General features: G+C 45.0%; 24 protein-coding genes. 17 read left to right on the forward strand and 7 right to left on the reverse strand.

Annotated elements, in window-relative coordinates:
• The first annotated feature begins 4 nt into the window (after positions 1–4).
• The 4 genes from ACXAFV_RS10995 (at position 5) to ACXAFV_RS11010 (ending at position 7,228) form a co-directional block, all read left to right on the forward strand.
• Positions 5–2,062, forward strand: a complete 2,058-nt coding sequence (locus ACXAFV_RS10995) for an efflux RND transporter permease subunit (protein WP_475126471.1) — start codon at positions 5–7, stop codon at positions 2,060–2,062.
• Between the two features lies 1 nt (position 2,063).
• The gene (locus tag ACXAFV_RS11000; protein WP_475126473.1) at positions 2,064–3,854 is read left to right on the forward strand and encodes a YhgE/Pip domain-containing protein; all 1,791 of its coding nucleotides are present in this window, start codon (positions 2,064–2,066) and stop codon (positions 3,852–3,854) included.
• A gap of 353 nt (positions 3,855–4,207) precedes the next feature.
• Positions 4,208–4,543 (forward strand): ArsR/SmtB family transcription factor, encoded by a 336-nt coding sequence (locus tag ACXAFV_RS11005; RefSeq protein WP_475126474.1) that lies wholly within the window; start codon positions 4,208–4,210, stop codon positions 4,541–4,543.
• 234 nt (positions 4,544–4,777) lie between these two features.
• Entirely contained in the window at positions 4,778–7,228 is a 2,451-nt protein-coding gene (locus ACXAFV_RS11010; RefSeq protein ID WP_475126924.1) for a heavy metal translocating P-type ATPase, read from the forward strand.
• Between the two features lie 83 nt (positions 7,229–7,311).
• Here ACXAFV_RS11010 and ACXAFV_RS11015 read toward each other — a convergent pair whose 3' ends face one another.
• Complete coding sequence (locus ACXAFV_RS11015) at positions 7,312–7,869, reverse strand: CBO0543 family protein (protein WP_475126475.1); 558 nt, start codon at positions 7,867–7,869, stop codon at positions 7,312–7,314.
• Between the two features lie 272 nt (positions 7,870–8,141).
• Between ACXAFV_RS11015 and ACXAFV_RS11020 the strand changes: the two genes are divergently transcribed.
• From ACXAFV_RS11020 to ACXAFV_RS11055, 8 genes are all read left to right on the forward strand, one after another.
• Entirely contained in the window at positions 8,142–8,405 is a 264-nt protein-coding gene (locus ACXAFV_RS11020) for a hypothetical protein (protein WP_475126476.1), read from the forward strand.
• 245 nt (positions 8,406–8,650) lie between these two features.
• On the forward strand, positions 8,651–9,091 hold the full coding sequence (locus ACXAFV_RS11025) for a cell wall hydrolase (RefSeq protein ID WP_475126477.1): 441 nt from the start codon (positions 8,651–8,653) through the stop codon (positions 9,089–9,091).
• 241 nt (positions 9,092–9,332) lie between these two features.
• The gene (locus tag ACXAFV_RS11030; protein ID WP_475126478.1) at positions 9,333–9,638 is read left to right on the forward strand and encodes a PadR family transcriptional regulator; all 306 of its coding nucleotides are present in this window, start codon (positions 9,333–9,335) and stop codon (positions 9,636–9,638) included.
• An 11-nt stretch (positions 9,639–9,649) separates the two neighbouring features.
• Complete coding sequence (gene chrA, locus ACXAFV_RS11035) at positions 9,650–10,858, forward strand: chromate efflux transporter (protein ID WP_475126480.1); 1,209 nt, start codon at positions 9,650–9,652, stop codon at positions 10,856–10,858.
• Positions 10,859–11,184: 326 nt separating this feature from the next.
• Entirely contained in the window at positions 11,185–11,583 is a 399-nt protein-coding gene (locus tag ACXAFV_RS11040; protein WP_475126481.1) for a DoxX family protein, read from the forward strand.
• A gap of 49 nt (positions 11,584–11,632) precedes the next feature.
• On the forward strand, positions 11,633–12,571 hold the full coding sequence (locus ACXAFV_RS11045) for a ring-cleaving dioxygenase (RefSeq protein WP_475126483.1): 939 nt from the start codon (positions 11,633–11,635) through the stop codon (positions 12,569–12,571).
• 482 nt (positions 12,572–13,053) lie between these two features.
• Positions 13,054–14,175: an NADH-dependent flavin oxidoreductase gene (locus ACXAFV_RS11050; RefSeq protein WP_475126485.1), complete on the forward strand. Its 1,122-nt coding sequence runs from the start codon at positions 13,054–13,056 to the stop codon at positions 14,173–14,175.
• Positions 14,176–14,344: 169 nt separating this feature from the next.
• Positions 14,345–14,611, forward strand: coding sequence for a hypothetical protein (locus tag ACXAFV_RS11055; protein ID WP_475126486.1), 267 nt, complete (start codon positions 14,345–14,347; stop codon positions 14,609–14,611).
• A gap of 195 nt (positions 14,612–14,806) precedes the next feature.
• On the opposite strand, the gene ACXAFV_RS11060 is transcribed toward ACXAFV_RS11055, so the two are convergent.
• Positions 14,807–15,583: a TerC family protein gene (locus ACXAFV_RS11060; protein WP_475126488.1), complete on the reverse strand. Its 777-nt coding sequence runs from the start codon at positions 15,581–15,583 to the stop codon at positions 14,807–14,809.
• Positions 15,584–16,437: 854 nt separating this feature from the next.
• Between ACXAFV_RS11060 and abc-f the strand changes: the two genes are divergently transcribed.
• Positions 16,438–18,069, forward strand: coding sequence for a ribosomal protection-like ABC-F family protein (gene abc-f / locus ACXAFV_RS11065; RefSeq protein WP_475126489.1), 1,632 nt, complete (start codon positions 16,438–16,440; stop codon positions 18,067–18,069).
• Between the two features lie 330 nt (positions 18,070–18,399).
• Positions 18,400–19,239, forward strand: coding sequence for an aldo/keto reductase (locus ACXAFV_RS11070; protein ID WP_475126491.1), 840 nt, complete (start codon positions 18,400–18,402; stop codon positions 19,237–19,239).
• A 302-nt stretch (positions 19,240–19,541) separates the two neighbouring features.
• Here ACXAFV_RS11070 and ACXAFV_RS11075 read toward each other — a convergent pair whose 3' ends face one another.
• The 4 genes from ACXAFV_RS11075 to ACXAFV_RS11090 all read right to left on the reverse strand — a co-directional run bounded on the left by ACXAFV_RS11075 (position 19,542) and on the right by ACXAFV_RS11090 (position 22,086).
• Positions 19,542–19,766, reverse strand: a complete 225-nt coding sequence (locus ACXAFV_RS11075; RefSeq protein ID WP_475126492.1) for a hypothetical protein — start codon at positions 19,764–19,766, stop codon at positions 19,542–19,544.
• Between the two features lie 114 nt (positions 19,767–19,880).
• Positions 19,881–20,234 carry a Fe3+-siderophore ABC transporter permease gene (locus tag ACXAFV_RS11080; RefSeq protein ID WP_475126494.1) on the reverse strand — a complete coding sequence of 118 codons (354 nt, stop codon included), beginning with the start codon at positions 20,232–20,234 and terminating at the stop codon, positions 19,881–19,883.
• Between the two features lie 365 nt (positions 20,235–20,599).
• Entirely contained in the window at positions 20,600–20,965 is a 366-nt protein-coding gene (locus ACXAFV_RS11085; RefSeq protein ID WP_475126495.1) for a hypothetical protein, read from the reverse strand.
• A 413-nt stretch (positions 20,966–21,378) separates the two neighbouring features.
• The gene (locus ACXAFV_RS11090) at positions 21,379–22,086 is read right to left on the reverse strand and encodes a DNA alkylation repair protein (protein ID WP_475126497.1); all 708 of its coding nucleotides are present in this window, start codon (positions 22,084–22,086) and stop codon (positions 21,379–21,381) included.
• 159 nt (positions 22,087–22,245) lie between these two features.
• On the opposite strand from ACXAFV_RS11090, the gene ACXAFV_RS11095 reads away from it, so the two are divergent.
• Positions 22,246–22,485, forward strand: a complete 240-nt coding sequence (locus ACXAFV_RS11095; protein WP_475126498.1) for a hypothetical protein — start codon at positions 22,246–22,248, stop codon at positions 22,483–22,485.
• A 530-nt stretch (positions 22,486–23,015) separates the two neighbouring features.
• Here ACXAFV_RS11095 and ACXAFV_RS11100 read toward each other — a convergent pair.
• Entirely contained in the window at positions 23,016–23,984 is a 969-nt protein-coding gene (locus ACXAFV_RS11100; protein WP_475126499.1) for a helix-turn-helix transcriptional regulator, read from the reverse strand.
• A gap of 111 nt (positions 23,985–24,095) precedes the next feature.
• Between ACXAFV_RS11100 and ACXAFV_RS11105 the strand changes: the two genes are divergently transcribed.
• Both ACXAFV_RS11105 and ACXAFV_RS11110 read left to right on the forward strand, forming a co-directional pair.
• Positions 24,096–24,929 carry an SDR family NAD(P)-dependent oxidoreductase gene (locus ACXAFV_RS11105; RefSeq protein ID WP_475126501.1) on the forward strand — a complete coding sequence of 278 codons (834 nt, stop codon included), beginning with the start codon at positions 24,096–24,098 and terminating at the stop codon, positions 24,927–24,929.
• Between the two features lie 457 nt (positions 24,930–25,386).
• Positions 25,387–25,815, forward strand: coding sequence for a DUF6526 family protein (locus tag ACXAFV_RS11110; protein ID WP_475126503.1), 429 nt, complete (start codon positions 25,387–25,389; stop codon positions 25,813–25,815).
• The last annotated feature ends 154 nt before the right edge of the window (positions 25,816–25,969 follow it).

Genomic DNA, 25,969 nt, shown 5'->3' on the forward strand with positions numbered 1-25,969 from the left:
AGAGATGATAAATATTGCATCGTGGATCATTAAGCATAAGAAGGCTGTGTTGATTGCATTCGTGCTGGTGACGATCCTGTCGACAGTGGCTCAGTTTTTTGTGAAGGTCAATTATAATATGGTCGATTATTTGCCGGATGATGCCCAGGCGACGAGGGCGATGGACATCATGGAGGAGGAGTTTACGGGTGCGGTGCCGGATACGCGGGTCATGGTGACCGATGTGTCGATACAGGAGGCACTTGCCTATAAGGAAAAATTAGAGGCCATTGACGGGGTTTCGGATGTCATGTGGCTGGATGATATGGTCGATTTGAAGACGCCGCTTGAAGTGGCGGATCAAGAGACGGTTGAGAATTACTATAAGGAGCGGAATGCTCTGTTTTCTATCAGTGTACGGACCGGGGATGAAGTCCGGATCACGGATGAGGTGTATGAGCTGATAGGAGAGGATGGTGCGATTGCCGGGGAGGCGGCCAATACGGCGAATTCCCAGAAGATGGCGGGGAACGAATCGATGTATGCGGGGATGCTTCTTGTTCCGCTGATCATTTTGATTCTTGTCATTTCGACGACTTCCTGGGTCGAGCCGCTGTTTTTCCTGACGGCGATCGGGGTGTCGGTTCTGATCAACCTGGGGACGAACATTTTCTTAGGTGAGGTGTCGTTCGTCACCCAGTCGGTGGCTCCTATTCTGCAGCTGGCGGTGTCGCTCGATTATGCAGTGTTCCTGCTTCACAGTTTTTCCGATTACCGGAAAGAGACGGATGATCCCGAGGAAGCGATGAAGCTTGCAATGAAGAAGTCGTTCCCGGCAATCACAGCGAGTGCAGCTACGACGTTCTTTGGGTTCATCGCGCTGACGTTCATGGAGTTCCAGATCGGTTCGGATCTCGGGGTGAACCTGGTGAAGGGGATCGTGCTGAGCTTCATCAGCGTGATGGTGTTCCTGCCGGCGCTGACTTTAGTTTTCTATAAATGGATGGATAAAACGAAGCATAGGAGCTTTGTACCGAGCTTCAAAGGGATCGGGAATAAGGTGCTGAAACTGAAGATCCCAAGCCTGGTACTGGTATTCGCTATCCTTGTTCCGGCTTTTCTTGGGCAGACGAATACGAAGTTCATCTACGGGTCGGGTGAAGCACCTGAGGATACGCGTGTAGGAAGTGACTTCAAGAAGGTTGAAGAGTCGTTCGGGGAGACGACGCCGATCGTGCTGCTTGTGCCTAAAGGGGATATGGCGAAAGAGAAAGAGTTGGTCGAGGATATTGAGAGTCTCGACTATGTGACTGGCGTTATGGCCTATGTAAATCAGGTAGGGACCGAAATCCCGCCTGACTATCTCGACAAGTCGATCACGGAAGAATTCTACTCTGAAAATTACAGCCGGATCGTCATTAACACGAATCAGGGAACGGAAGGCAAGGTCCCTTTTTCAATCGTAGAAAAGGTGAAAAAAGCAGCTTCAGATTATTACGGGGATGAAGCACTGGCACTCGGGGAAAGCGTGACGCTGTATGATATTAAAAATACGGTCACGAAGGATAATGTCGTCGTGAATGTGCTGACGGTCGTGACGATTGCGCTTGTACTGCTGTTCAGCTTCCGGTCGATTTCAATTCCTGTGGTGCTGCTCATTACAATCGAATCAGCCGTCTGGATCAACCTGTCGATTCCATACTTTACGAATACGTCACTCGTGTTCGTCGGGTATCTGATCATCAGTACGGTACAGCTGGCGGCGACGGTCGATTACGGAATTCTCTTTACGGAAGCGTATACCCATTATCGCAAGGAGATGCCTGCCAAAGAAGCGATGGTGAGGACACTTGATGAAAAGACGTTCTCGATTTCGATTTCGGCCGCGATCCTGTCCAGTGTCGGTTTTATTTTATGGATCACATCTTCCAATCCGATCGTTGGATCCATCGGATTGTTGATGGGAAGAGGGGCTCTGCTGGCCTTTGTGATGGTATTATTTGTCCTGCCGGCGATGCTCTTGGTATTTGATAAAGTCATTAAGAAAACAACCTATAAAGCAAATTATTATGAGGAGAAATGATATGGAAAAAAAACAACTGACGTATAGTGCAATCGCATTGCTGCTGTTCTTGCCTTCATTTCTAAGTGTGCCTGCCCAGGCGGCGACGGAAGGGAAGGTCTCGTCAAAGGATGAAGTGGTGTATGCGACATTGGACTCGGACGGAGGTCTTGATCATATCTACGTCGTGAACACGTTCGACGTGGCGCGTGCCGGGAGGATCCTCGATTACGGTCAGTACAGCAGCGTGAAGAACCTGACCGATTTGAAGGAGCTTGAGCAGGAAGGGCAGAAGATTGAGATGGAAGCCGCTGAAGGAAAGTTCACGTATCAAGGGAATATGAACGAGAATACAAAATTACCGTGGGATGTGAAGGTTTCGTATGTGCTTGATGGGCAGAAGATGGATCCTTCCGGGCTTGCCGGAAAGAGCGGGCATCTTGAAATCCACATTGATACGGCTGAGAATACGAACGGCGATTCTGTTTTCTATGAAAACTATTTATTGCAGGTGTCAATGAGCCTTCCGAATACGTATGAGAACATCGAAGCGGCTGACGGCATGGTGGCGAATGCGGGTAAGAATAAGCAAATCACGTTCACAGTCATGCCTGGAAAAGAGAAGAAGTTGAGTGTTGAGGCGGATGTGAAGGATTTTGAGTACAAGGGAGTCGAGATCGCAGCGGTTCCGTCAACACTCCCGATCGATACGACGGGGACTGAAGGAATGACCGGTGATATGTCGGAACTATCGAATGCCATCGGTCAGCTGAATGATGGCGTTGTAGAACTGGAGGACGGTGTGTCTAAGTTGAACAACGGGGCTGCCGGACTTCGTGACGGTTCTGCTCAATATAAAAATGGTGTGGCTGAATTAAACGGCTCTTCATCTCAGCTTGTCGGTGCGTCGGCCTCCATCCGAGATGCGCTGGGGTCCATCAATCAATCCCTTTCAGGGCAGTCTGCTGAAACGGACCTTTCCAGCCTGAATGAATTGCCTGCGGGGCTGAATCAGCTTGCAGGCGGTCTGAATGAAACGGCAGCAGGATTGACGAAGCTGAAGGAGAATTATTCACAAGCCTATGCGGCACTAAACGGGGCGATCAAGGAAATCCCGGCGAGTCAGGTGACGAAGGAGGAGATCGCTGCACTCCGTGAGAGTGCTGCTAATCCGGAAGTCGTGGATAAGCTGGCTGCATCACATGCTGCCGCGCAGAAGGTGAAAGGGACGTATGACAGTGTGAACTCTGCGTTCGCAGCAGTGGAACCGTCGTTGAACCAGATGAGCGGTGCAGTGACCGAGATCAGCGGACAGTTGACGTCGATTTCGAACAATCTATCTGCTTCACTGAAGGAAACGGATATGAGCGGACTGGCAGAGCTTCAAAAAGGCCTGAGTGAACTGTCAGCTAAATACGGTGAGTTCCACAGTGGAATGGTGAGCTATACTGAAGGTGTCGGTCAGCTATCCTCTTCTTACGGAAAATTGCATTCCGGAATCGTTGAGCTTGCCGGCGGAACAAGCAAATTAGCAGGCGGTGTCAGCGAGCTTCACGATGGAACGTCAGAGTTGCATCAGGAAACGAAAGACCTGCCTGATCAGATGCAGCAGGAAATCAATAAAATGATGGATGAGTATGATAAGTCTGATTTCGAACCTGTGTCGTTTGTTTCTGAGAAGAATGAAAAGGTTTCTTCCGTGCAGTTCGTGATCAAGACGAAGAGCATCGAGAAGGAAGAAGTGGAAGAGAAGAAGGCGGAACCTGAGAAGGAGAAAGGGTTCTGGGAGTTGTTTTTGGATTTGTTTAGGTAAGTTGGAGTGTTTAGGACGTGAATGATTCTGCCGGTTGAAGTGGTGTCATTGGCATGTGCCAGGAACAAACCGCGTGTTTTGTGCCTGGCACAATTAGCAGGAATGGTGCCAGACACAAATCGGTGTTTTTGTTCCAGGCACAATTCACAGGTATTGAGCCTGGCACCGCTAAAAGTGACCATTAACTTTGAAAAGGACAGGGATCACGGTTTCAAATGAAACCGTGATCCCTGTCCTTTTTGCATTATTATCTATGAAAGCCCTTTTAAATCTGATTTTGACACACATATTAGAAATTGCTAATATGATAGCTGTACGTATTAGAAATTCCTAATATGATGGAGGGGCATAAATTGGCCAACACGTTTGATTTAGATACAAAGGTAAAGTTCCTGCAAGGGTTCGCACATAAAATAAGAATTCAAATTTTGGAGTGTATTAGAGAAGAAGAAAAGACGGTTTCGCAGATCGTCGAGGACCTGGATGGGAATCAGTCGAGTATATCCCAGCATCTGGCATGCTTGAGGGGCTGCGGTCTGATTGTCGGACGGCAGGAAGGGAAGTATACGTTTTATAGCTTGAGTAATCAGCATGTCCGGGACCTGTTAAAGATGTTCGATGTGGTGCTGGACGAAGTGCAAAATGACGTTGCATGCTGCAAGAATCATATTGTTCAGGGGGTGGAATAATTGGCAGATTCATGCTGCAGTTCAAATAAAGGAGAACAACATGAGGATATAGTTAAAACAAACAGCTGCAGCGGGAATGAAGTTTCGCCTGTAACTGGCGAATCCAAGAGCTGTTGCAGTAGTCAGGAAGCAGTTGATGAGAAAGAAACAGATGAAGATTCATGCTGCAGTTCTAAAGTAGAACAAAAGGATAATGAGAAAACAAGTTCAATAGAAATTGAACAACAAAAGGGTATAGCGAAATCATCCTGCTGTAGTGGGAATGCGGAAGTAGATGCATCCCCTGAAGCTGGGAAATCAACAGGGTGCTGCGGCAGTCAGGAAGTCGCTGAAGCGAAAGAAGCAGCTGCTACATCCTGTTGCAGCAGTGAATCAGAATCTCCAAAAGGGGAGAAGGCTGTATATCGGATATACGGAATGGACTGCCCTTCTTGTGCTTTATCCATCGAAAAAGGGCTGAGCAAGTTAGCGAAGATAGAGGAAGCGAAGGTAAATTATAATTCTGCAAAGCTGCAAGTAGTGGGGATCGATTTTGAACAGGTAGAGTCTGAGGTTCAAAAGCTTGGATTTAAAATTGAACCCTTGAATCAAAACAAGAATATGAGGGTGTATACTGTCGAAGGAATGGATTGCGGCAGCTGTGCGAAAAGTATCGAGAACCATTTTAATACGATCCCGGCAGTCCAAAGTGTAAGTGTCAATTTTTCAACTGGGAAAATGAAAGTGGACCATGAGAACAGTGTGGAAGAAATCGTGTCCGAAGTGTCTAAAATCGGTTTCAAAGCGTCGCTGTTTTCAAAGAATACACCTTCATCAGAAGATGCATCAAAAGAAGGATACGGTGGTATCATCACTTCAGGGATCCTGATTGCATTAGGTTTCATCGGCTCTTTTACTGGTGTTACGACTTTTATTACCACGCTATTGTACGCAGCGGCCATGGTCATCAGCGGATATAAGCCGGTTAAGAGCGCGTATTATTCTGTTAAAAGCCGTTCATTGGACATGAATGTATTGATGTCCGCGGCGGCGATTGGTGCTGCCTTGATCGGTGAGTGGCTGGAAGGGGCTACGGTGGTCTGGCTGTTTGCTCTTGGAACCGCACTTCAAACAATGTCGATCGAAAAGACGAGAAGTTCCATCAGGAACCTGATGAATCTTGCTCCATCAGAAGCATGGATCAAAGTGGGATCTCAATTAACGAAAAAGCCTGTTGAAGAAGTGGCCGTAGGTGACATTTTAGTGGTGAAACCTGGAGACAGGATTCCGCTGGATGGAGAAATCACAAAGGGTGAATCGAGTATCAATCAAGCGCCGATTACAGGTGAATCCATCCCAGTGGATAAGGAAGCCGGGGATTCTGTCTATGCGGGAACGATCAACGAGAATGGGTCTCTTGAAATAAAAGTCACGAAATTAGCCGAAGATACAACCATCGCCAAGATCATTCACCTGGTGGAGGAAGCCCAGGACCAGAAGGCCCCTACCCAGGCGTTCATTGATAAGTTCGCGGCTGTTTATACGCCGATCGTATTCGTGCTGGCACTGGTTGTCATGGTGCTCCCGCCTCTAATAGGCTTTGGACCATGGGGAGAATGGTTTTATAAAGGGCTTGAATTGTTAGTCGTTGCATGCCCTTGTGCGCTGGTCATTTCCACTCCTGTTGCGATCGTTTCTGCAATTGGAAATGCTGCAAAGAACGGAGTCTTGATCAAAGGTGGTACGTTCCTTGAAAAAGCAGGGGCGATCACGGCCATAGCGTTTGATAAAACGGGCACCTTGACCGAAGGGAAGCCGAAGGTCTCTGAAATCAAGTCTTTCAACACGTCCGAAGATGAATTGTTATCCATCGCCCTTACATTGGAGGATTATTCGACGCACCCGATCGCACAAACGATTGTGGGGTTTGCAAATGAAAAAGGGATTGAATCTAAAGAAGGCGAGTTATATAAAAGCATAGTGGGGAAAGGCGTTCAGGCCACCATCGATGGAGTCATCCACTATGCAGGGAATGCAAGGCTATTTGAAGAGATGAACATCCCTTTAGGCGAGGCTGAAGCAGTTGTTCAAGACCTTCAAAGCACTGGGAAGACTGTTGTGATCATCGGTACAACACAAGAGATCATCGGAGTCATTTCTGTTGCTGACTCGATCCGGACAACGACTGTAACCGCATTGGATGGATTGAAAAATGTCGGTGTCGGCCAGGTCGTGATGCTGACAGGTGATAATGAAGGCACAGCCCGAATGATTTCTAAGGAAGCAAATGTGAATCGCTATTTTGCTGACCTTTTACCGGAAGATAAAGTGGATGCAATCAAGAAATTACAAAGCGAAGGCCATAAAGTGGCCATGGTGGGGGACGGCATAAATGATGCCCCTGCACTTGCGACAGCTGATTTGGGTATCGCGATGGGCGGGGCAGGAACTGACACCGCGATGGAAACGGCGGATGTCGTGTTAATGGCAGATAACCTTGAAAAGCTGCCGCACACGATCAATTTAAGCAGAAGAGCCCTGGGAATCATCAAACAGAACATCTGGTTCTCATTGATCGTAAAATTCGCGGCATTAGCCTTGATTTTTCCGGGTTGGCTCACGCTATGGCTGGCAGTACTGAGTGATACGGGAGCTGCTATCATCGTGATTTTGAATGCTCTGCGCCTTTTAAAAGTAGATCGATAATGAGAATATAAAAGGGCCTGGAACCGATATACTAATGATTAGTGTATCAAGGTCCAGGCCTTTATTTTATTGGAGGCTGCCTATCAATTCCCGCTGCTTTCATGTAGACTGTCAAAATGTGTTCTTGTGCTCAGGAAGTGACAGATCAAGTAAATCACTAAATAGATCGGGAAAGAATAAATGTATTCCCAATTCGTGTAAACAACAAAACCGCTCCAGACGAAAGCGGGCTCAGCAATGAATGCGATGAAAGCCGAATAGATGATTCCTTTGATTAAAGGATTGGCCGCAGGTTTAATTTGAATGAAAACGATGGTTAAGACAGGAATCAGGGTAATGTCCCAAGGTTTATAGGACGGTGAGAAGGGCAGAACCTCATAGTTGTAATGCCAGAGGTCCAACTGCACCCCAAGACTGTCGAGCCAAATCGCGATGACCATTACGAAAAAAGCGATATATAATAGGCGGTGGGTGCTTTGTCTTGGATGGAATTTTGCCCATATGACCCATGGGAGTAGCGTTAGCAATACCCCAAACCACCATTGCCATCCGAATACAATTTCTTGCTGCCATAATTCAAACTTTTCTAAGTAGGCGTGATGCATGTCCTCATAAATTTTTTGCATCTTTTGCTCTAACATCATGTTTTCCTCCTGATTTCTAACCATTTTGCCATCTGCTTGATCTGTGCATATTTTTACTGTATTTAGATTTGTACCACCGAACAGGTTTATCTTTTTAGTTTAAGAAAAAAATGGGATATTATTCATTCACATGTTTATTACCTTCTTATATAGAATTCAGATATAGATCCGGATTGTAGCAGGAAATGTTTAAAGCCGATATTGAACAGTGTATTTTGTTCCATGCAATGGGGATAAACTATCTTATACTGACATCGAGGAGTGAAATCATGTTCTTGCAGGGATCCATTATCACAGGCGAATTTGATTCATCGGTGAATGAATTTTCATTACAGAAAGTGAAGAGTTTTGATACAGAATCGGTCCTCAATAAAAACCAGATTGATCATATCTATCACTATTTAAAAAAACATCAGCATGAAGAGGAAGGACAGATCATTACGTTATATGATCAAATGCCTTTGCGATTATCTCATGCTGAAATTGATCAATTGATTTGTGATGTAGAGAAAGTAATGTCCATGTATCACTAGATAGGTGCACGTCTGTGCAAGTAGTCAGGCAGTTGAAATAGGTTTGGTGATAGGGTCTGACCCCTGGTGTGCTTTCGGACCGGGGGTCAGACCCTTTTAGTTAAATCGAAGTGACGAGCAGGCTCACGGGTTACCGGCGGAAAACGAAGTCTTGCACGGAAATCAAAGCGGAATTTAACAGCAAAATGAATAATTCAGGACATCAACGCATTCTTTTTTCATACACTTATTTTGAGGTGAAGAAAATGCCAAGAATTAAATACAAGGATTCAGATATTGCCCTGATGGCAAGGATGATGCGGGCGGAAGCCGAAGGTGAAGGAAAACAGGGAATGTTATATGTGGGAAACGTCATCGTAAATCGTGCGATAGCGGATTGTCTGGACTTTAAAAAAGTAAGGACCATTAATGATGTCATTTTTCAAGTGCAAGGTGGTAACTATTCGTTTGAAGCGGTTCAAAAGGGGAATCTCTTTTATAACAGAGCAAGATCGGTTGAAAAAAACTTAGCTAAAAAGAATTTGGATTATTGGAGACAGCACCCGGCGAAATATGCTCTTTGGTACTTTAATCCCTATGCTCCATGTCCTCCAACATGGTACAATCAGCCATTCTCCGGACAATTTAAAAATCATTGTTATTACGAACCAGCAGCTGGATCATGTGACAGTGTTTATATCGGTTAATAAAAAGGGAACTTCCTGGTCTTTAGCAGGTGTTCCCTTTTTGTATTTTCATACATAATCCATTGACTTAAACGAATGGGTGGCTGCTGACTACGTTAAATAGTTCTATGTGAGAATTTTTATAGAAATGTTAAGCCTATGTAAAGTTTAACGGCTGACCTTGATTCAAGAATGAGCTTGTTTTAAAATTATAATCGAAATTCGATATCGATATTAGATAATGTGATCGAGGAGGGTTCGTTTGGAAAATAAAGTGCTGCGAAAATTGTTTCTGGGCTTTATCCATATTCATATTCTCCATCATGCCAAAGAGGAGCCGATCTATGGATCATGGATGGTTGAGGAACTGCATGAACATGGATATGATATCAGCTCCGGAACGCTCTACCCGATTCTTCACGGTATGGAGAAAGATGGGCTCTTGAGCAGGGAAGAGGTCAATGTGGATGGGAAGATTCGAAAATATTATCGAACCACTGATAGAGGAGACGCCGTTCTGCAAGAAGCAAGAGCGAAGGCGTATGAGCTTTTTAAAGAGATTAAATAGAAGGAAGGTGTTTGAAGTTGAACCAACAGCTTAAACATAAAAGTCGTTTGGCAATATTACTAGAAATATTATTAACATCGACCAAACTGGGATTGACTTCGTTTGGGGGGCCGGTAGCACACTTGGCTTACTTTAAAGATGAATATGTGGACAGGAGAAAATGGTTGACGGATAAAACCTATGCAGACTTGATTGCTTTATGCCAGTTCCTTCCCGGACCTGCGAGCAGTCAGGTAGGGATATCGATCGGCATGCTTCGCGGGGGGATATTGGGAGGGGTCATCTCTTTCTTAGGGTTTACGCTTCCTTCTGTCATTGTCCTTGTGATTTTTGCTTTACTCTACCAGACCTTCACGCTTGGGGATGCCGGGTTTATCCACAGTCTGAAGGTCGTCGCAGCTGCCGTTGTCCTGCATGCCTTGATTGGACTCGGACAAAAGCTGACTCCGGATAAAAGCAGGATGGCGATCGCCCTTGGTGCAGCGTTGATCATGTTGTTGTATCCGTCGGCTTGGGTACAGATCTTGATTATCATTGCTGCCGGACTGCTTGGATGGAAGTTGTTCAAGGATAAAGCAGAATCAAAAATTGAACCGTTCCACGTCAGTATATCGAAAAAGACAGGTGTGGCATCTTTATCTGTTTTGATTGGGACGCTCATCTTATTGCCACTCTTGAATAATACATTCAACAGTTCACTGCTCAACATCTTTGATATCTTCTTCAGAGTCGGGTCGCTCGTATTCGGCGGCGGCCATGTGGTCCTGCCGATGATCGAGAGGGAACTGGTCCCGCAAGGCTTGCTGTCAGCCGATGAATTCCTGGCGGGATATGGAATGGCTCAAGCCGTCCCTGGTCCATTGTTCACCTTCTCCAGTTACCTGGGAACCATGATGGAAGGGATCACGGGAGCTGTAGTGGCAACGATCGCAATTTTCTTACCTTCATTCCTGCTTATTGTGGCTGCCTTGCCTTTCCTGAGTGAACTGCGAAAACGCGCCGCATTCCAAGGGATCCTTATGGGAGTGAACGCGAGTGTGGTCGGCATTCTGTTAGCGGCTTTCTATGATCCTGTGATTAAAAGCTCGATCCTTGATGGGTCTGATTTTGCACTGGGCGTAATTTTATTCGCTTTGCTGAATGTTTGGAAAGTACCTGCATGGCTGATTGTGATCATCGGAGTTGCGGGAGGATATGTTTTGCAATTTTTAGGATTTTAATTTTGGTGAACCCCTCATTTGGTTGAGGGGTTTATTTTTATTTTGGCCCTGTTGAAGCTCAGTACAAGCCCGATTTCAATAAAAATAGTATACGGCCATTGACAACTGTAAATAGATGATATATTATTATCTCATATTCAAGATATTTAAATTAAAGATAATTTTACAGGAGGCGATTGAGTGACAGCTAGGATGCGATTAGTCGGTAATAATCTGTTTTGTTCAAGTAAGGTATAAAGAAACTTTATTGAATAAAACAGTTCATAGATTTTTTTTGAATAAATATCTCGAATTCGAGATAAAAAATTAATTAGGAGGAATTTTAGGTGATAGATCTTGGTTTATTAATCATTCGTTTAGTCATTGGTGTGTTGTTCATTGGTCATGGGGCGCAGAAATTGTTTGGATGGTTCGGCGGTCATGGATTGAAAGGTACTGGAGGCTGGTTTGAGTCCATCGGGATGAAGCCTGGTGTGACGATGGCACTTGTGGCGGGACTCTCAGAGCTTGTCGGAGGAATCTTATTTGCACTAGGGCTTTTGACTCCGCTTGCGGCCATCCTGATTGCAGCGACAATGTTCATGGCGATCGTCAAGGTACACGGCCAGAATGGATTATGGGCGACATCCAATGGGTATGAATACAACTTGACGCTGCTTGCGGTGGCGATCGGGATTGCGTTGATCGGTCCAGGTCAATACGCAGTGGATGCATTTTTATTTTAAAAAACAAAAGGGTAAATACTAGTAGAAGCAGATAAAAGGAGTGATGAACATGAAAAAAAAGACAGCGGGTATCCACCATATAACAGCGATCGTCGGCCACCCCCAGGAAAATGTGGATTTCTACGCAGGGGTGCTCGGCTTAAGGCTGGTGAAGAAAACGGTGAATTTTGATGACCCTGGAACGTATCATCTTTATTTCGGCGATGAAGGCGGCAAACCGGGTACCATCATCACTTTCTTTCCGTGGGCAGGTGCCCAGCAAGGCGTCATCGGCGACGGCCAGGCAGGCGTGACTTCATATGTTGTTCCGAAGGGGGCGCTTCTGTTTTGGGAAAAGAGATTAGAGGCGTTCGATGTTCCTTTTACAAAAGTGGAGCGGTTTGGTGAAACGTATTTGGAATTCGATGATCCCCATGGCCTTCACTTGGAAATTGTGGAGCGGGAAGAAGGGGAACCCAGCATGTGGAGCTTCGGCGGGGTGACCCCCGAGGTTGCGATCAAAGGATTCGATGGAGCCACATTATTGTCAGCACAGCCTGACAAAACCGCTGGATTATTGGAAGACGTAATGGGACTTGAGTTTGTCGGAAGAGAAGGAGATATTGCCCGTTATCGTTCCGCTTCTGACATCGGAAACGTCATCGATTTGAAGATGACTCCGACCGGACGGGGCCGGATGGGTGCCGGTACCGTTCACCACATTGCATGGCGGGCCCAAGATGACAAGGATCAGCTGGAGTGGCAAAAGCTTGTTTCCGATAATGGATACGGGGTCACACCTGTCATCGACCGGAATTATTTTAATGCGATTTACTTCCGGGAGCAGGGCGAAATACTCTTTGAAATCGCGACGGATCCACCGGGGTTCGCTCATGATGAGTCACAGGAGAAGATGGGCGAGAAATTGATGCTGCCAGAGCAGTATGAAGCTCATCGTGAACAGTTGGAGCGGACGTTGATTCCGATTGAGGTTAGGGAATTGGGTTGATTTATGTATGGAAGGGGGATCGGATAGGTGTCGGGTCCTTCTTAGGTTGATCGGAGTTTTTTGTTGAAAATGGGCAAAAAAGAGGGGAAATCCAATGATTTTAGAGCGGTGAACATACTTAATACGATACACTGTGAGGATTTAACCGTTTTAGCTTGTCAAAAGCTTTTAAATTTTTGTTGATTGTCAAACGGACGTTAATCTTATTATCGATATTGAAAGATTTATTATCGAAAAAAGCCGTTCTTTTATCGAAAATGAACGTTTTATTATTGAAGTGAGCATGCCGGAAAAATATATGATCAAAAGAAACAGGACAAAATTGATTTCATGGTTTTTTAATCGATATGTCCTTCTTGTTATCAATTTACTTCAGGGGCAATTTAGATAAGTGATCAAAGAACATTCTATAAGCAGATAAATAGTCAAACACATTTTCATCTACTATGATAGCCCTTGAACACCGAGAAGGAGGCAGAATCATGAACGAACAATACAAGGAACTATTATCTCCATATACATTTAAAAACGGAGTCGAGCTGAAAAACCGGATTATCATGGCACCGATGACCAATTTTTCGTCTGATGAAAACGGGAACGTGACGGATGCTGAGGTGGAATACTATGCGCGTCGTTCGAACGATGTAAGTATGGTCATCACCGCGTGTACGTATGTGACACCAAACGGGAAAGGGTTCCCTGGAGAGTTCGGCGGAGATTCAGATGAGATGATCCCGAGCCTTGAGAGACTTGCAAAGGCGATCAAGGATCAGGGTGCAAAAGCTGTACTGCAGATTTTCCATGGCGGTGTGCAGTGCCCGCCGGATCTTGTTCCTGGCGGAGACGTTGTGAGTGCGAGCGATGTAAAAGGAGAAAACGGAGAAAAGAAAGCAAGGGAGCTGTCCGAAGCGGAGGTGGAGGAAATCATCGAAGCGTTCGGAGAGACGACCCGCCGTGCAATAGAGGCAGGGTATGACGGCGTCGAGATCCACGGAGCGAATGGGTACCTCATCCACCAATTCTTTTCTCCGATGACGAATCAGCGGGAAGACCGTTTTGGCGGAAGTCTTGAAAAACGCATGGGGTTTCCGATGGCGATTGTCGACAAAGTGAAGAGTGTGGTTGAAGAACATGCAGATTCTTCTTTCCTTGTCGGATACCGTTTTTCACCTGAAGAGCCTGAGGAGGAAGGGTTCTCTATGGGAGATACGCTGGCACTTGTGGATGCATTGGCAGACAAGGAACTCCATTATCTGCATGTATCCCTGTTCGATTTCTTCTCAACTCCAAGAAGAGGAGTGGAGGATACAGATAAGCCGAGAATGGAGTACCTGCTCGAAACAATCGGTGACCGTACACCTCTGATCGGGGTAGGTTCGATTTATTCTGCAGAGGACGCGCGTAAAGCATTCGAGACGGATGTCCCATTATTGGCACTCGGCCGCGAGCTCATCATCGATCCGGACTGGGTTAAGAAGATTGCTGAAGGAAGAGAAGATGAGATTGTGACGGAAATTGATAAAGAGAAGCAGGAGGAGCTTGTAGTTCCTGACCCGCTGTGGAAGGCGATCCTCAATACGCCGGGATGGTTTCCGGGGGTATAGCTGAGATGGGCTGAACTGCTTGAAGATACAAGGTGCAAAACGCCCTGTGCATTAGCGCGGGGCGTTTTTATAGTTGGGTGCGGAGATAGTTACCTTCATATAAACCATTGATGAACTTCCAGTCAAAGTAATATAATGGAAATATCATGAGGGGAAATGGGGTTATAAGATGAATAAATACGGTTTGATATCGGTTGTTTTCTTTGCCATAGCTGCTTTGCTATATTTTTTTACCATGTTTTCGGTTTCAGGGAATGAACTGCTGCCAGGCAGAGTGATGATTCTCTTCGTCATTATCCTCCCTTTGGCGGGGCTTTTGATGGCTTTCAAATCCAGGGGAGGGTTAAAAGCGGCCGGCATCATAGGTAATTCTTTGATTCTGGTGTTTTCGGCAGTGATCCCTCTTGCTTCCCTTCTTTTTTGGAACCAGCCATAACTGGCGTATAAAAAATGACTTCATTTTGGGAAGTCGTTTTTTTATTTATAAAATGATTTGGATTTATTAAATCTGTGCCCATAGAACGATTCGTTGCTCAATTATAAAAAGTTTCTGTCTGGAAGCACGGAGGCAAGGCGTTATAAAAAGAAGAAGTGCCTGTCCCAAACATGGGGCAGGCACATTTTTTGTGATTTACATCAGTTCTTTATCAGGTGTTCTCTTGTTGCTTGGCGCAAACCACCCAAGTAAAGCAATCGCCACCAGGACGCCATAGAAAATCAGGGTCCAGAGGGTGCTGTGCGGGAAATCGTGGGCTAGTATGTGAATGTCTTCATGAGCGAGTGTGATGACAGCAAGCTTCACTCCGACCCAGGCAACGATTGCATAAGCAGTCGTTTCTAATGCCGGACGTGTATCAAGCAGCTTCACAAACCAGGTTGCCGCATACTTGATCAAGATCAGTCCTGCGATTCCGCCGAGGACGACGATCAAGAATTTTCCTCCGTCCATACCGCCGAAATCCGGCAGCGGGGAATCCGGAAGACCAAGGGCAAGGGCCACTGCAGCTAGGATCGAATCAATCGCAAATGCAAGGTCGGCTAAAGCGATCTTGCTGACTGTCGGCCAGAAACCTTTTCCGGCAGCTTCTTCTTCTGTTTCTTCCCGTATATTTTCATTTTTCTTACCAAAGCGGGCCTTGATGACATGCTTCAATCCTAAGTAAAGGAGGTAAGCTGCACCGATCGCCTGAATCTGCCAGACGTTAGCGATGAAGGAAATGGCAAACAGTGCACCAAAACGGAAGGCAAAAGCCATTAGTATTCCGTAGCTGATGGCCTTTCTCTTTTGATCTTCAGGCAAGTGTTTCGCAATGACGGCAAGGACAAGTGCGTTATCAGCTGATAATAGTCCTTCAAGGCCGATAAGGACCAATAATGTCCATCCGTATTCTAACCAAATTGAATCCAAAATAACTCTCCTCTCAAATGAATATGCAGTCAGAAATGTGGGTCCCTTCTTACAAAAAGCCAGAGAAAGAAGTGAATAAAACGAGTGTCGTTTTACATCACACACAGTCATCCGACCAAGAATGGTCCCGTCTTTTCTGTACGTGTACTTATTCATCCCATAGGTTTTAAATACTAAACTTTTTGTAGGCAAGTCTCCAGTGTCTATCTTACCACTTATTGTGCGTCAAATCCTTTTTGAACATTACCTTTTTTGATTGGATAAAAAAATAGTGGAGCAGAGTGACATTCGGCAATTGAGAGGGAAGCCGTGGGAACAATGGGCTTTCTCTTTTGGGGAAACCGTGGTATAGTGAAATTACTAATAAATGACAGGAGTGATGGGTGGACGATGATTAACTAATCTTATTTTCCGTGTTTTGAAATGAATGATTTCAACTCAACCAAAATAGGATTAGTCTGCCCATTTTTATATGGCTGTTTTCTTGAAGCTTGTTGTTTTCCCAACGTTGACTTCTGACAGGAGTGTGTGCATGTGCTTTTTTCAGATAATCAATCATACTGACAACAAAGCTTGTGAAAAGAGCCAGAGCTATTGATAACCAATAGCTTTGTTTGCGTGCGCAGCAGGTACGGCTAATCCTTCCAGATATTCTGGGAGGATTTTTTTGTCCTCCTTTTTCGATAAAAGAGAGAATTAATTGCACTTCGAGAATCGTCCAGCTCCAGCGCCTAGCCCCTCGAGACGTTTAGGTCCGTCCAATGAATTCCAAAAGCGACTTCACCGGTCGGCCCTCCAACGCTTTTCGGGTCTGAACAAGGCGCTTGCGCTTTTCTAGGAAAGGGGAAGATTGTATGAGGGAACTATTGAAATTATTGAATTTGGAATATGAGTTTTTGGATCAGAAGATATTTGAAGAGGTGAATGGGAGTGTACAGGAAGGGGATGTCATCGGGATCATCGGCCGGAATGGTGCCGGGAAGTCGACTCTTCTGAATTTGATTCATGGCGATATCAAGCCTACAGAAGGAAGGGTTCAGTGGCTGCAGAGCGGGTTGAGCGTGGATATGGTCGTGCAGGAAACGGAGAAGTATTCTTCAGGAAGTGTGACGCCTGCTGAGGCTAAGCTTCTGGAAAAGTGGCAGGTGCCGTCGCATGAATTTTCGCAGCTGAGTGGCGGAGAAAAGCTGAAGGCGAGGCTTGCGAAGGGGTTTGCCCGGAATGCAGACCTGCTTCTCTTGGATGAACCGACGAACCATCTGGATCAGGAAAGTTTGGAACTTTTGACAGAACAGATCAAGGAATATAGAGGGACGATCATTCTCGTATCCCATGACCGGTATTTCTTAGATGAAGCAGTCACGAAGATTTGGTCGCTCGAACATGGCAGTCTGATCGAGCATAAGGGGAATTATTCTAGCTACATGGAAGCTCGGGAGAAGAAGCGGCTGACACAGCAGCGGGAATACGAGAAGCAGCAAAAAATGGTGAAGCGGATCGAAAGCCAAATGAAGGAGCTTGCTTCATGGTCGGAAAAAGCGCATGCCGAGTCTACGAAGCAGGATGGTTACAAAGAATATTACCGCGTACAGGCGAAACGGACGGACAGCCAGGTGAAATCGAAGCAAAAGCGGCTTGAAAAAGAGCTTGAGAAGGCGAAAATCGAGCGGGTGGAAGAGGATCATCAGGTAAAGTTCTCGATCAATTCCGCGCACAAAACGGGGAAGCGGTTCCTCGAAGTGAAGGATTTGGCGAAGACCTTTGACGGGCGGACATTATTCAGTGAAACCAATTTCACGATTCAGCATGGTGAAAAGGTATCGATTCTCGGTCCGAATGGGAGCGGTAAGACGACATTGTTGAAGGTGATCTTGGAAGAGGAAACGGCGGATGGAAAAGTATGGGTGTCGCCTTCTGCCGAAATCGGCTATCTGACGCAAGAGGTGTTCGACCTCCCTCTGGATGAGACACCGGAGGAGCTTTTCTATAAGGAAACGTTCGAGGAGAGGGGCAGAGTGCAAACGCTCATGAAGCACCTGGGGTTCATGGCTTCCCAGTGGCGGGAACCGATCCGGGATATGAGCATGGGCGAGCGTGTGAAGTGCAAGCTGATGAAGTATATATTAGAGGAAAGGGATGTGCTGATCCTCGATGAGCCGACGAACCACCTTGATCTGCCGTCGCGTGAACAGCTGGAGAAGACGCTGGCTCAATATAACGGTACATTGATCGTTGTGTCGCATGACCAGTATTTTGTGAATAAGACGACGGGTGTGAAGCTGGTGATTGAGCATGGGCAGGTTCGAAAGCAGCTGAGTGAGCAGGCTCCGGAGCGGGATGATATGGAAGAGCTGAGGATGAAGCTTGAGACGGAAAGGCAGGAAGTACTGGGCCGGCTTAGTTTCATGGTGCCGGGGGATGAGGCGTATGCGGACTTGGACAGGAAGTTTTTGGAGTTGACGAAGAGGATTAATGGGTTGAAGTAGTTTGCTTGTTTTGATGGATTAGTGTAGTCAGGATATATGTAATTGAATTCGACAGGAAAGTGCAATTAATCGGATGAAGGGCACAATTATATAATTGAAAGGTGTAATTGAGATTGGGAAAGGCACTAATAATAGAGTTTAGGGTGTAATCTTAAGGCACAATTCATTTTATGAGGCCATTATTTTTTCAAAAAAGACCACGTAACGTTACCCGGAAGTGCCTATCGCACAATAAAGTGCCTACTTCCCAATACCTCCTGCAGGGTTCATACTGATAAACAGGGTCGGCTGAGCCGAACCATCCACTTGAACTTTAAGGAGGAATGAATGATGAGTGTACCATCACTTACTTTAAATAATGGCATTGAGATGCCGCAGCTTGGATACGGTGTTTTCCGTGTAGAGGAAGGAAAAGAACTGGAGAAAGCGGTCGAGACGGCGATCCGTCTTGGATATAGAAGCATTGATACCGCAGCGATCTATGGGAATGAGAAGAGCGTGGGTAACGGTGTCCGCAGCGCGATCGAAGCGGGGCTTGTCACGAGGGAAGAACTGTTTATCACGTCCAAAGTGTGGAATGACGGCCTTTCTTATGACGAGACGATTGCAGCATACGAAGAAACCCTGGAGAAAATGGGGCTCGATTACCTTGATCTCTACCTGATTCACTGGCCAGGGAAAGATAAATATTTGGAATCCTGGAAGGCGCTCGAAGCTCTGTACAAAGAGGGACGGATCAAGGCGATCGGAGTGAGCAACTTCCAAGTTCACCATCTTGAAACATTGCTTGCCGAAGCTGAAATCAAACCGGTGGTGAATCAGGTTGAATTTCATCCTAAGCTGATCCAGGAGGAAGTGAGCGCGTTATGCGAACAGCATAATATCAAAGTTGAGGCTTGGTCACCGCTGATGAATGCGGAACTTCTTTCAAATGAGACGATCCAGGAGATTGCAAAGGTGGTTGACAGATCAGCAGCCCAAGTAATCCTGCGCTGGGATATTCAGCACGGGATCATCACGATTCCGAAATCGATGACCGAATCGCGGATGGTAGAAAACATCAGTCTATTTGACTTCAAATTGTCCCAAGATCAGATGATGCAGCTTGATGCTCTGAATGAAAACAAGCGCAGCGGTCCGGATCCGGATGAGTTTGACTTTAAGATGTAATGTAAAAAACACCTCCGATTTATATTAAGGGGTTCCGTTTAAGGAGAGAAAACCTAAAATCACACCCTAATTAGCAGCAGAAATAACAGTGCAAATAACACTATATTTAACAGCAAAAAACCCAGACCTAATGTTTCTGGGTTTTTACGATTCTTTAAACTTGTTATTCCGTTAAAGCCCCCTATAATGGAAGATAGTCTTCTACATCCTTTTCAAATGAGAGTTATTCGATATGACCACTATGTAATTATAACTTTACCCCAAATAGGGTTTTGTCTTTAAAGTATTTTTCGTAAATTGTTTTAGGTGTCATCCCCCATAAAATACCCAGAATCATAGGTATAAATATTAAATCCCAAGCATAAAGAAATCCAATCAATATCAAAATGGATATCGGTATTTCCCCATATAGAGTTATTACTAAACCCAAATCTACGAAATCTGCCAATCGATGGTTTCAGTTTGACTGTTTCTAATAAGAATCCTGTTCCCACTATTATAAAAGCAATTATATATGATACCAACATCAACCCCTCCTGAAATGTGCTTACTCGCTTATCTGTTCATTTCCAACTCTTTATTCAACTAAACTGCTCCTTAACTTGAACAAGTGGTGGCTGCCTGTTCAGCAAACGTGCCCGTTAGCTAAAATATAGGTAACCATAAGTAGCTATTCCAGAAATGTTCAACAAAATAAGTGCAGTACTTTTTCTAAAACCGGTCTTTCCTTTTTTCCAGCTTACGATACTTGTAGTTAGCCAACTAATAAACACCATAATTGCACCAATATGCTGAATCCATTCAATTGCTAGGATAATACCAAAAAAGGATAACAATAAGCCGATGATTATTAACCCCACACCAAAAAGTGCTAAAGGTTGTTTAAGCTCATTTTTAAATTTCTGTTGTTCTTCCTTATCCATTTTTAAAAAAGCATTTGTAAGAAAGAAAGTCGGCAAAATCCATATTAAAATTACCAATAAAACCTGTACCATATCCTATAACCCCTTTCAAACCTGTTTTTCAATCTACATCTTTTGGGGTGTTATTTACCACTTTGCTTCTTCCATTTGTATGGTATTTCAGTCCAATTAAAAAATAAATCAAACAAGAAAAAGAAAGATGTAATGCCAATAATATCAATCCATTTAACCTGTTTGTTAAAGATTAGTTGCCATATAGTGATTAGTACCAAAAATAATATCGATTTAGTTAAACTCTTTTTAAGCATATATCCCCCTTTAAGGTTTTGACGAAAGGCAACCCATTAAGGTTTCTTAATCTTCCGTTAACCTGCCCTTTACTTGAACAAAGGGCGGCTGATTGCTCAGCAACCGCCCCCTTTAGTGCAACAATTCAACTAATCTATTGGGAGAGTTGTATCAACGGTATACATAATTTCATTATCAATATCCATAAAACGACCTTCATTTTCAGTTTGGAATAACCCTAGTTCCATCAATATTTCAGTCTTGTTTTTAAATGTTATTTTGTATGGTGGTGCTGCAATATCAGAAGTATCTGATATTTCTTCACCTTTTGCATTATTTAATTTAGTAACGAGTGAGTCAATGAAGGCAGTATCTTCAAAGGATTTTATTAACTCTTCATTTTCCCAATTATATACTTCAACTTTGGTAACATCTTCATCTAGATTAAGGCTTTTATTCTGGCATCCTAATAGGATGAAGAATATAAGAGCAACTGAGACTATTCTGATTTTCACCATCACCCCCCCTTTTTTATAAAAGCAGACGTGAAAAATTAAACAAAATATTCAAGCCTCCTTCTTCAACTAAACTGCCCGTTAATGGAATATCCATTATTTACAATTGTATCACACAATTCCTTACAAGAGCTCATATCGGCAAGAACAGGGTGATAATTGACAAGTCATTTAACACCCTAATTAGCATCTCTTTTTTTAGCTTCACAATAATTATTGTCCGCTTGTTAATTAAGGTGCCATTCGAAGTGCTAATTCACCCTAGTATCGAACGAAAACATTGTTATAACAACAAATAAAGCAGGTCTAATTCCTATGCGAATTAGCCTGCTATTTATAATGTTATTTGTAATTTTCTCTCCCAAAACGGAACCCCTTTGATTTATATTCGGGGGTGTTTTTTTCTAGGAGGGTCAGCAGATACAAGTCTTCCTCTTCTTTCCGACACGATCTTTGTCCGCGATTTTCTTAATGTATGTTTTAGCAAGGGGCACCTTGCATGCGGTATTTCCTACATCCACATGAACTTTTCCAATCGATTCCGCAATATACATTGCCTCTTCATGCAGTGCCGGGATATAGCTTCCGACTGAAATGACAAACCCGTTCATCACATAGCGCACGCGGTTCCGTTCATCATGGACAGAATTCCTTACCCGTTTCAGCAGCCCGCTGATCTCATCCAGATCAAGCTCCTCATCAGGGGTAATCGATAAAAAATTCGCATATGTACTCCAGCCGCACACTGCAATCATCTCTTCATCCGAATCGATCCATTCGCGCGCAAGCTCCAGTGCATACTCACTCTCCGCCGCAACCCCGGCCACGGTATACTCTGCAGGCATATACCAATACGCCTTCCCTACCCAATCCATCAGCGTTTCCTTCGACATCAACTTAGGATTGATCGACAGACCCGCCAAGTACATTGCATCATGATTACCTGAATCATACAGCCGGAGAGCTAATTCATGATCCTTCTTCACATACTTTACAAGTTTTTTCATATCCCCGATCTTCACACCGAAAAACGGTTCCCTCACACCATGATTCATATAGACCCGCTTCGTCTGCTCTGTCCCTAGCTCCTCAAGCCTTTGCATAATTTCTTCGTACGTCATTTCACTCGCTCCTTTATTGGGTCTGGTATTTCTATTATAAAGGATACGGTAAAAATCCAGTAACTTTATTTGTCCACATACTTGGATATAGAGATCATTTATATAACGTGGTGTTTAAAGTTGGATGTAAAAAAGGTCATCACATAATAGCGATGCCTTTTGAAAATCTTTCTTTCATTAAAAGTCACTTCACCAAACGGGAGGGTTTTACCGGCCGCCCGTCCAGAACTTCAAATGTTTGCACTCCCCGGGGCAAACGGCGTCGTATTTTTCGCTTTTGTGAGTGTGGTAGCAGTCGCCGGAGAGGTAGCCCTGGGTGAAGAAGTCTTTGATGCTGCCGATGATGACGACTCCGGCCATGAAGGAAAGGGGAATCAGAACGAAACCAAACCATTGTGAAGACCCCCTTTCTTAAACCGATTTAGGTAAAAGCAGGTGTATGTCCAGTCGTGTGGGTAGCGCTTCTACTGTTATCATATCACTAAGAATGTGGGGCGATATAAATAATATTTCCAGTTTTTGTTGAGAGACTTCCCTGGTTCGTTAAATTGCTCATTTAAATTAGGTTAAGTAGCAGGCTCTCCTCCTTGAGGGTGTACATGGAGGTGGAGAACGAGGAAATTCGACAATTTGGCACAATAATTTAGGTTTCGGCACATTAAATTTGAAATTGGCACAATTATCCTGAAGCCGGCACAATTATTTGGGAATTGGCACAATAAAATGGATTTCGGCACAATTATTCGAGATGTGGCACAATCCCTATCGAAGTTCTGCCATCCAGCCAATGGAACAGCCCCCTGTTCGTGTGGGAAATAGGAAAATGGGTCTTTTCAATTAGCTGAAGGGGAAATTACCGATATTTTTAAACAAAACCTTCAAGCTTTCTTCCATTGTAGAGCTCGGGCACGGTGAAAACCCAAATCCATCTATTTCTCACCCCTGTAAAAAGCCACAGTCCTTCCTGCCATTTCAATGATTTTCCCACGCAGACCTTCAGGTTCGATGACTTTTATTTCGTCCGCGAAACCAAGGATGTAAGCTGCTGCTTCGTCCTCTGTATCGAACGAAAGCGTAACAGGTACCCAGCCTTCATTGTTTTCAGTTCCGACGTCAATCACCCGTGCAAAACGGCTGGTGAAGGTGAGTCTTGAAACGACGGCTCCAGCTGCCTCCACTTTCACTTCGTAGCTGGGCAGGTTCTTGATGAAGGCTTTGGTGGAAGAGCTCCAGTATTCAGCCAGATCAAAGTTTTCCGGTCGTTCAAATACTTCATTGAGTGGTTCGGCATGTTGAATGCGTGAAGCCCGGTAATTCCGGATATCGCCATTTTCTTTGACGGCGATCATGTACCAGAGATCTCCTTTGGCTACGAGGCCGAGCGGAGCCACGATGCGGTCGTCTGTTTGCCCGTCTGCACGCTGATAGGTGATGTTAAGTTTGTGTTCTTTCCAAATAGCTTGTTTAAGCACTTCGAACGATGCCGTTTTTTCTTTTTGCCTGCGCCATGATCGCGTGTCGATGTGGATGCGGTTCCAGACATCTTTGGCATTTTCGCGATAGGTGGAGGGGAGGGATGCGATCAGTTTGTTTCTGGCTTCTTCGGAGGTTCGGGTCAGCCCCAGATCTTCAAGCAAGTGCGCAGAGGGAGAAAGGAACAGAGCCCGTATCTCGGACTCCTTCAATCCGGTCAAGTCGGTCTTGTAGTCTTCCAATAGCGACCACCCTCCGTTTTTTCCGCGCTCTGCAACAACAGGGATGCCTGTGCCGCTTAAGGCTTCCATGTCCCTGTAGATGGTCCTTTCTGATACTTCGAGTTTCTCTGCCAATTCTTTAGCAGTCATTTGTCCGTGTGATTGCAATAATAGAAGGATGGAAATCAGCCGGTCGCCTCTCATTGATATCACCTTTTCATAAATTTATTAGTTTTATTTAATTAAATATGACACTTGATGTCAAGAATACAATCGTATAATGAGAGTATCTTGAACATGGGAGGAATGAACGGCATGAAATCATTAGCTGGAAAAGTTGCACTTGTCACCGGAGCAAGCAGAGGAGCGGGGCGCGGTATTGCAATTGAACTGGGAAAGGCAGGCGCGACCGTGTATGTGACAGGACGGAGTACGAGAGGGAACGCAACGAATAACTGGCCGGGAACGGTCGATGATACGGTTTCTGAGATTGAGGAGGCCGGCGGCAAAGGGGTTGCGGTGAGGTGTGATCATACGATTGATGCTGAAACGGATGCTGTCATCAAGCAGATTCGTGATGAACAGGGAAAGCTTGATATTCTAGTCAATAATGTGTGGGGAGCGCATGATATCAGGGTCGAACCGGGTGCTTTTGAGGAGCAGCCGCTTGCAAATTGGGACACGATGTTCACTGCTGGGGTGCGTGCGCAATTGGCGACGAATCATTTTGCCATGCCGCTGCTTCGTGAGAACCGTGAAGCTTTGATCGTTCACACGACATTTTGGGACGAAGGGAAGTATTCCGGGCAGTTTTATTATGACCTGGCCAAGAATGCACTCGTCCGCATGGCGTATGGTCTTTCGGAAGAAGTAAGAGATGGCGGCATTGCTGTCCTTGCGGTTTCGCCAGGATTTATGAGGACCGAACTTGTGTTGAAACATTTTGGAGCAGACGAGGAGAATTGGATGGAGTATGAGGACTTGAAGCAAACCGAGACGCCTCATTATATCGGTCGTGCCATCACGGCACTTGCAATGGATCCTGATGTGATGGAGAAAAGCGGAAAGGTGTTAAAAGCAGGGGATTTGGCAAAGGAATACGGATTCACGGATATTGACGGACGGTATATTCCGCCATTTACGGTGTAGAGCCGGCAGTGATTTAACTAAGAAACAGGGGCTCGTATAGAAGTATAAAGGTCTGTCTTTTATCATATTTCATGTGATAAAGGACAGGCCTTTTATTGATGAGATTGCAGTTGTGGAATTTTCGACAATATGCGCAATTATTTGGGGAAGTGGCGCAAATAGCAGGAAACCGGAGCAATAAATTCTGTATTGGCGCAATTATCTCCGAAGTGGCGCAATAATGTGGATTCCGGCGCAATTATTAATAATTGATGTTAATGCCTGTCCGAATCCACCTGTGAATTCAGGATCCATAGATGGATTCATCATGGTTTATCCATATTTTCATAAAAAACGAACCCGAATGGCCGCTTTATCAGAGATTTTGAACCGAACCAGTGTGTTCTTTTTTTGTCACATTTCTCCAAGCGCCGGTCAAGTAGTATATAATGAAACTATCACCTTCAGGGAGGTACATATGAAACAACAAACTTATGAAAATCATAGTAAGATCGACCCGGTCTATCATTATGGAATGGCCCTGTTAACAGTGGTCACGTTGATTTTGTCGATTACGTTTTTTGTGAAGAATGTCGGTACGGAGACGCTGCTCAGCTTCATCGTGCTGATCGCTGCGGTTACAATCCTATTAATCGTGGCTAAACTGAGATTATATGCGCTGCAGGTGCAGGACCGGATCATCCGGAATGAAGAGAATTTTCGTTATTATCGATTGACGGGGAAAGCGCTGGATCCTGGCCTTACCGTGAAGCAGGTGATTGCGCTGCGTTTTGCACCGGATGAAGAGTTTCCAGGCTTGGCGGAACGCACAGTATCAGAGAACTTATCACCGAAAGACATTAAGAAAGCTGTACAGAATTGGCGTGCTGATCATCATCGCGTATAAACAACTGAGAATGGACCGCTCAACGCCTGGGCGGTTACTTTTTTCATATTCCAGCTTAAGCGACGTTTAGGTTCGACCGATGAAGATAAAGAGGTTGGCCCAGAAGTTAGTGCCGGGGCTGATCGAGGCGCTTGCGCATTTTTTAAAAGGAGGC

Source organism: Rossellomorea sp. ABR4_012, from assembly GCF_056159545.1.

Excerpts from the sequence above, each read along its gene's own strand:
- ACXAFV_RS10995 (WP_475126471.1), top strand. The coding sequence starts at position 5 with ATGATAAATATTGCATCGTGGATCATTAAGCATAAGAAGGCTGTGTTG.
- ACXAFV_RS11000 (WP_475126473.1), top strand. The coding sequence starts at position 2,064 with ATGGAAAAAAAACAACTGACGTATAGTGCAATCGCATTGCTGCTGTTC.
- ACXAFV_RS11015 (WP_475126475.1), bottom strand. The coding sequence starts at position 7,869 with ATGTTAGAGCAAAAGATGCAAAAAATTTATGAGGACATGCATCACGCC.
- ACXAFV_RS11020 (WP_475126476.1), top strand. The coding sequence starts at position 8,142 with ATGTTCTTGCAGGGATCCATTATCACAGGCGAATTTGATTCATCGGTG.
- ACXAFV_RS11025 (WP_475126477.1), top strand. The coding sequence starts at position 8,651 with ATGCCAAGAATTAAATACAAGGATTCAGATATTGCCCTGATGGCAAGG.
- ACXAFV_RS11045 (WP_475126483.1), top strand. The coding sequence starts at position 11,633 with ATGAAAAAAAAGACAGCGGGTATCCACCATATAACAGCGATCGTCGGC.
- ACXAFV_RS11050 (WP_475126485.1), top strand. The coding sequence starts at position 13,054 with ATGAACGAACAATACAAGGAACTATTATCTCCATATACATTTAAAAAC.
- ACXAFV_RS11055 (WP_475126486.1), top strand. The coding sequence starts at position 14,345 with ATGAATAAATACGGTTTGATATCGGTTGTTTTCTTTGCCATAGCTGCT.
- abc-f (WP_475126489.1), top strand. The coding sequence starts at position 16,438 with ATGAGGGAACTATTGAAATTATTGAATTTGGAATATGAGTTTTTGGAT.
- ACXAFV_RS11070 (WP_475126491.1), top strand. The coding sequence starts at position 18,400 with ATGAGTGTACCATCACTTACTTTAAATAATGGCATTGAGATGCCGCAG.
- ACXAFV_RS11075 (WP_475126492.1), bottom strand. The coding sequence starts at position 19,766 with ATGTTGGTATCATATATAATTGCTTTTATAATAGTGGGAACAGGATTC.
- ACXAFV_RS11080 (WP_475126494.1), bottom strand. The coding sequence starts at position 20,234 with ATGGTACAGGTTTTATTGGTAATTTTAATATGGATTTTGCCGACTTTC.
- ACXAFV_RS11090 (WP_475126497.1), bottom strand. The coding sequence starts at position 22,086 with ATGACGTACGAAGAAATTATGCAAAGGCTTGAGGAGCTAGGGACAGAG.
- ACXAFV_RS11100 (WP_475126499.1), bottom strand. The coding sequence starts at position 23,984 with ATGAGAGGCGACCGGCTGATTTCCATCCTTCTATTATTGCAATCACAC.
- ACXAFV_RS11105 (WP_475126501.1), top strand. The coding sequence starts at position 24,096 with ATGAAATCATTAGCTGGAAAAGTTGCACTTGTCACCGGAGCAAGCAGA.
- ACXAFV_RS11110 (WP_475126503.1), top strand. The coding sequence starts at position 25,387 with ATGAAACAACAAACTTATGAAAATCATAGTAAGATCGACCCGGTCTAT.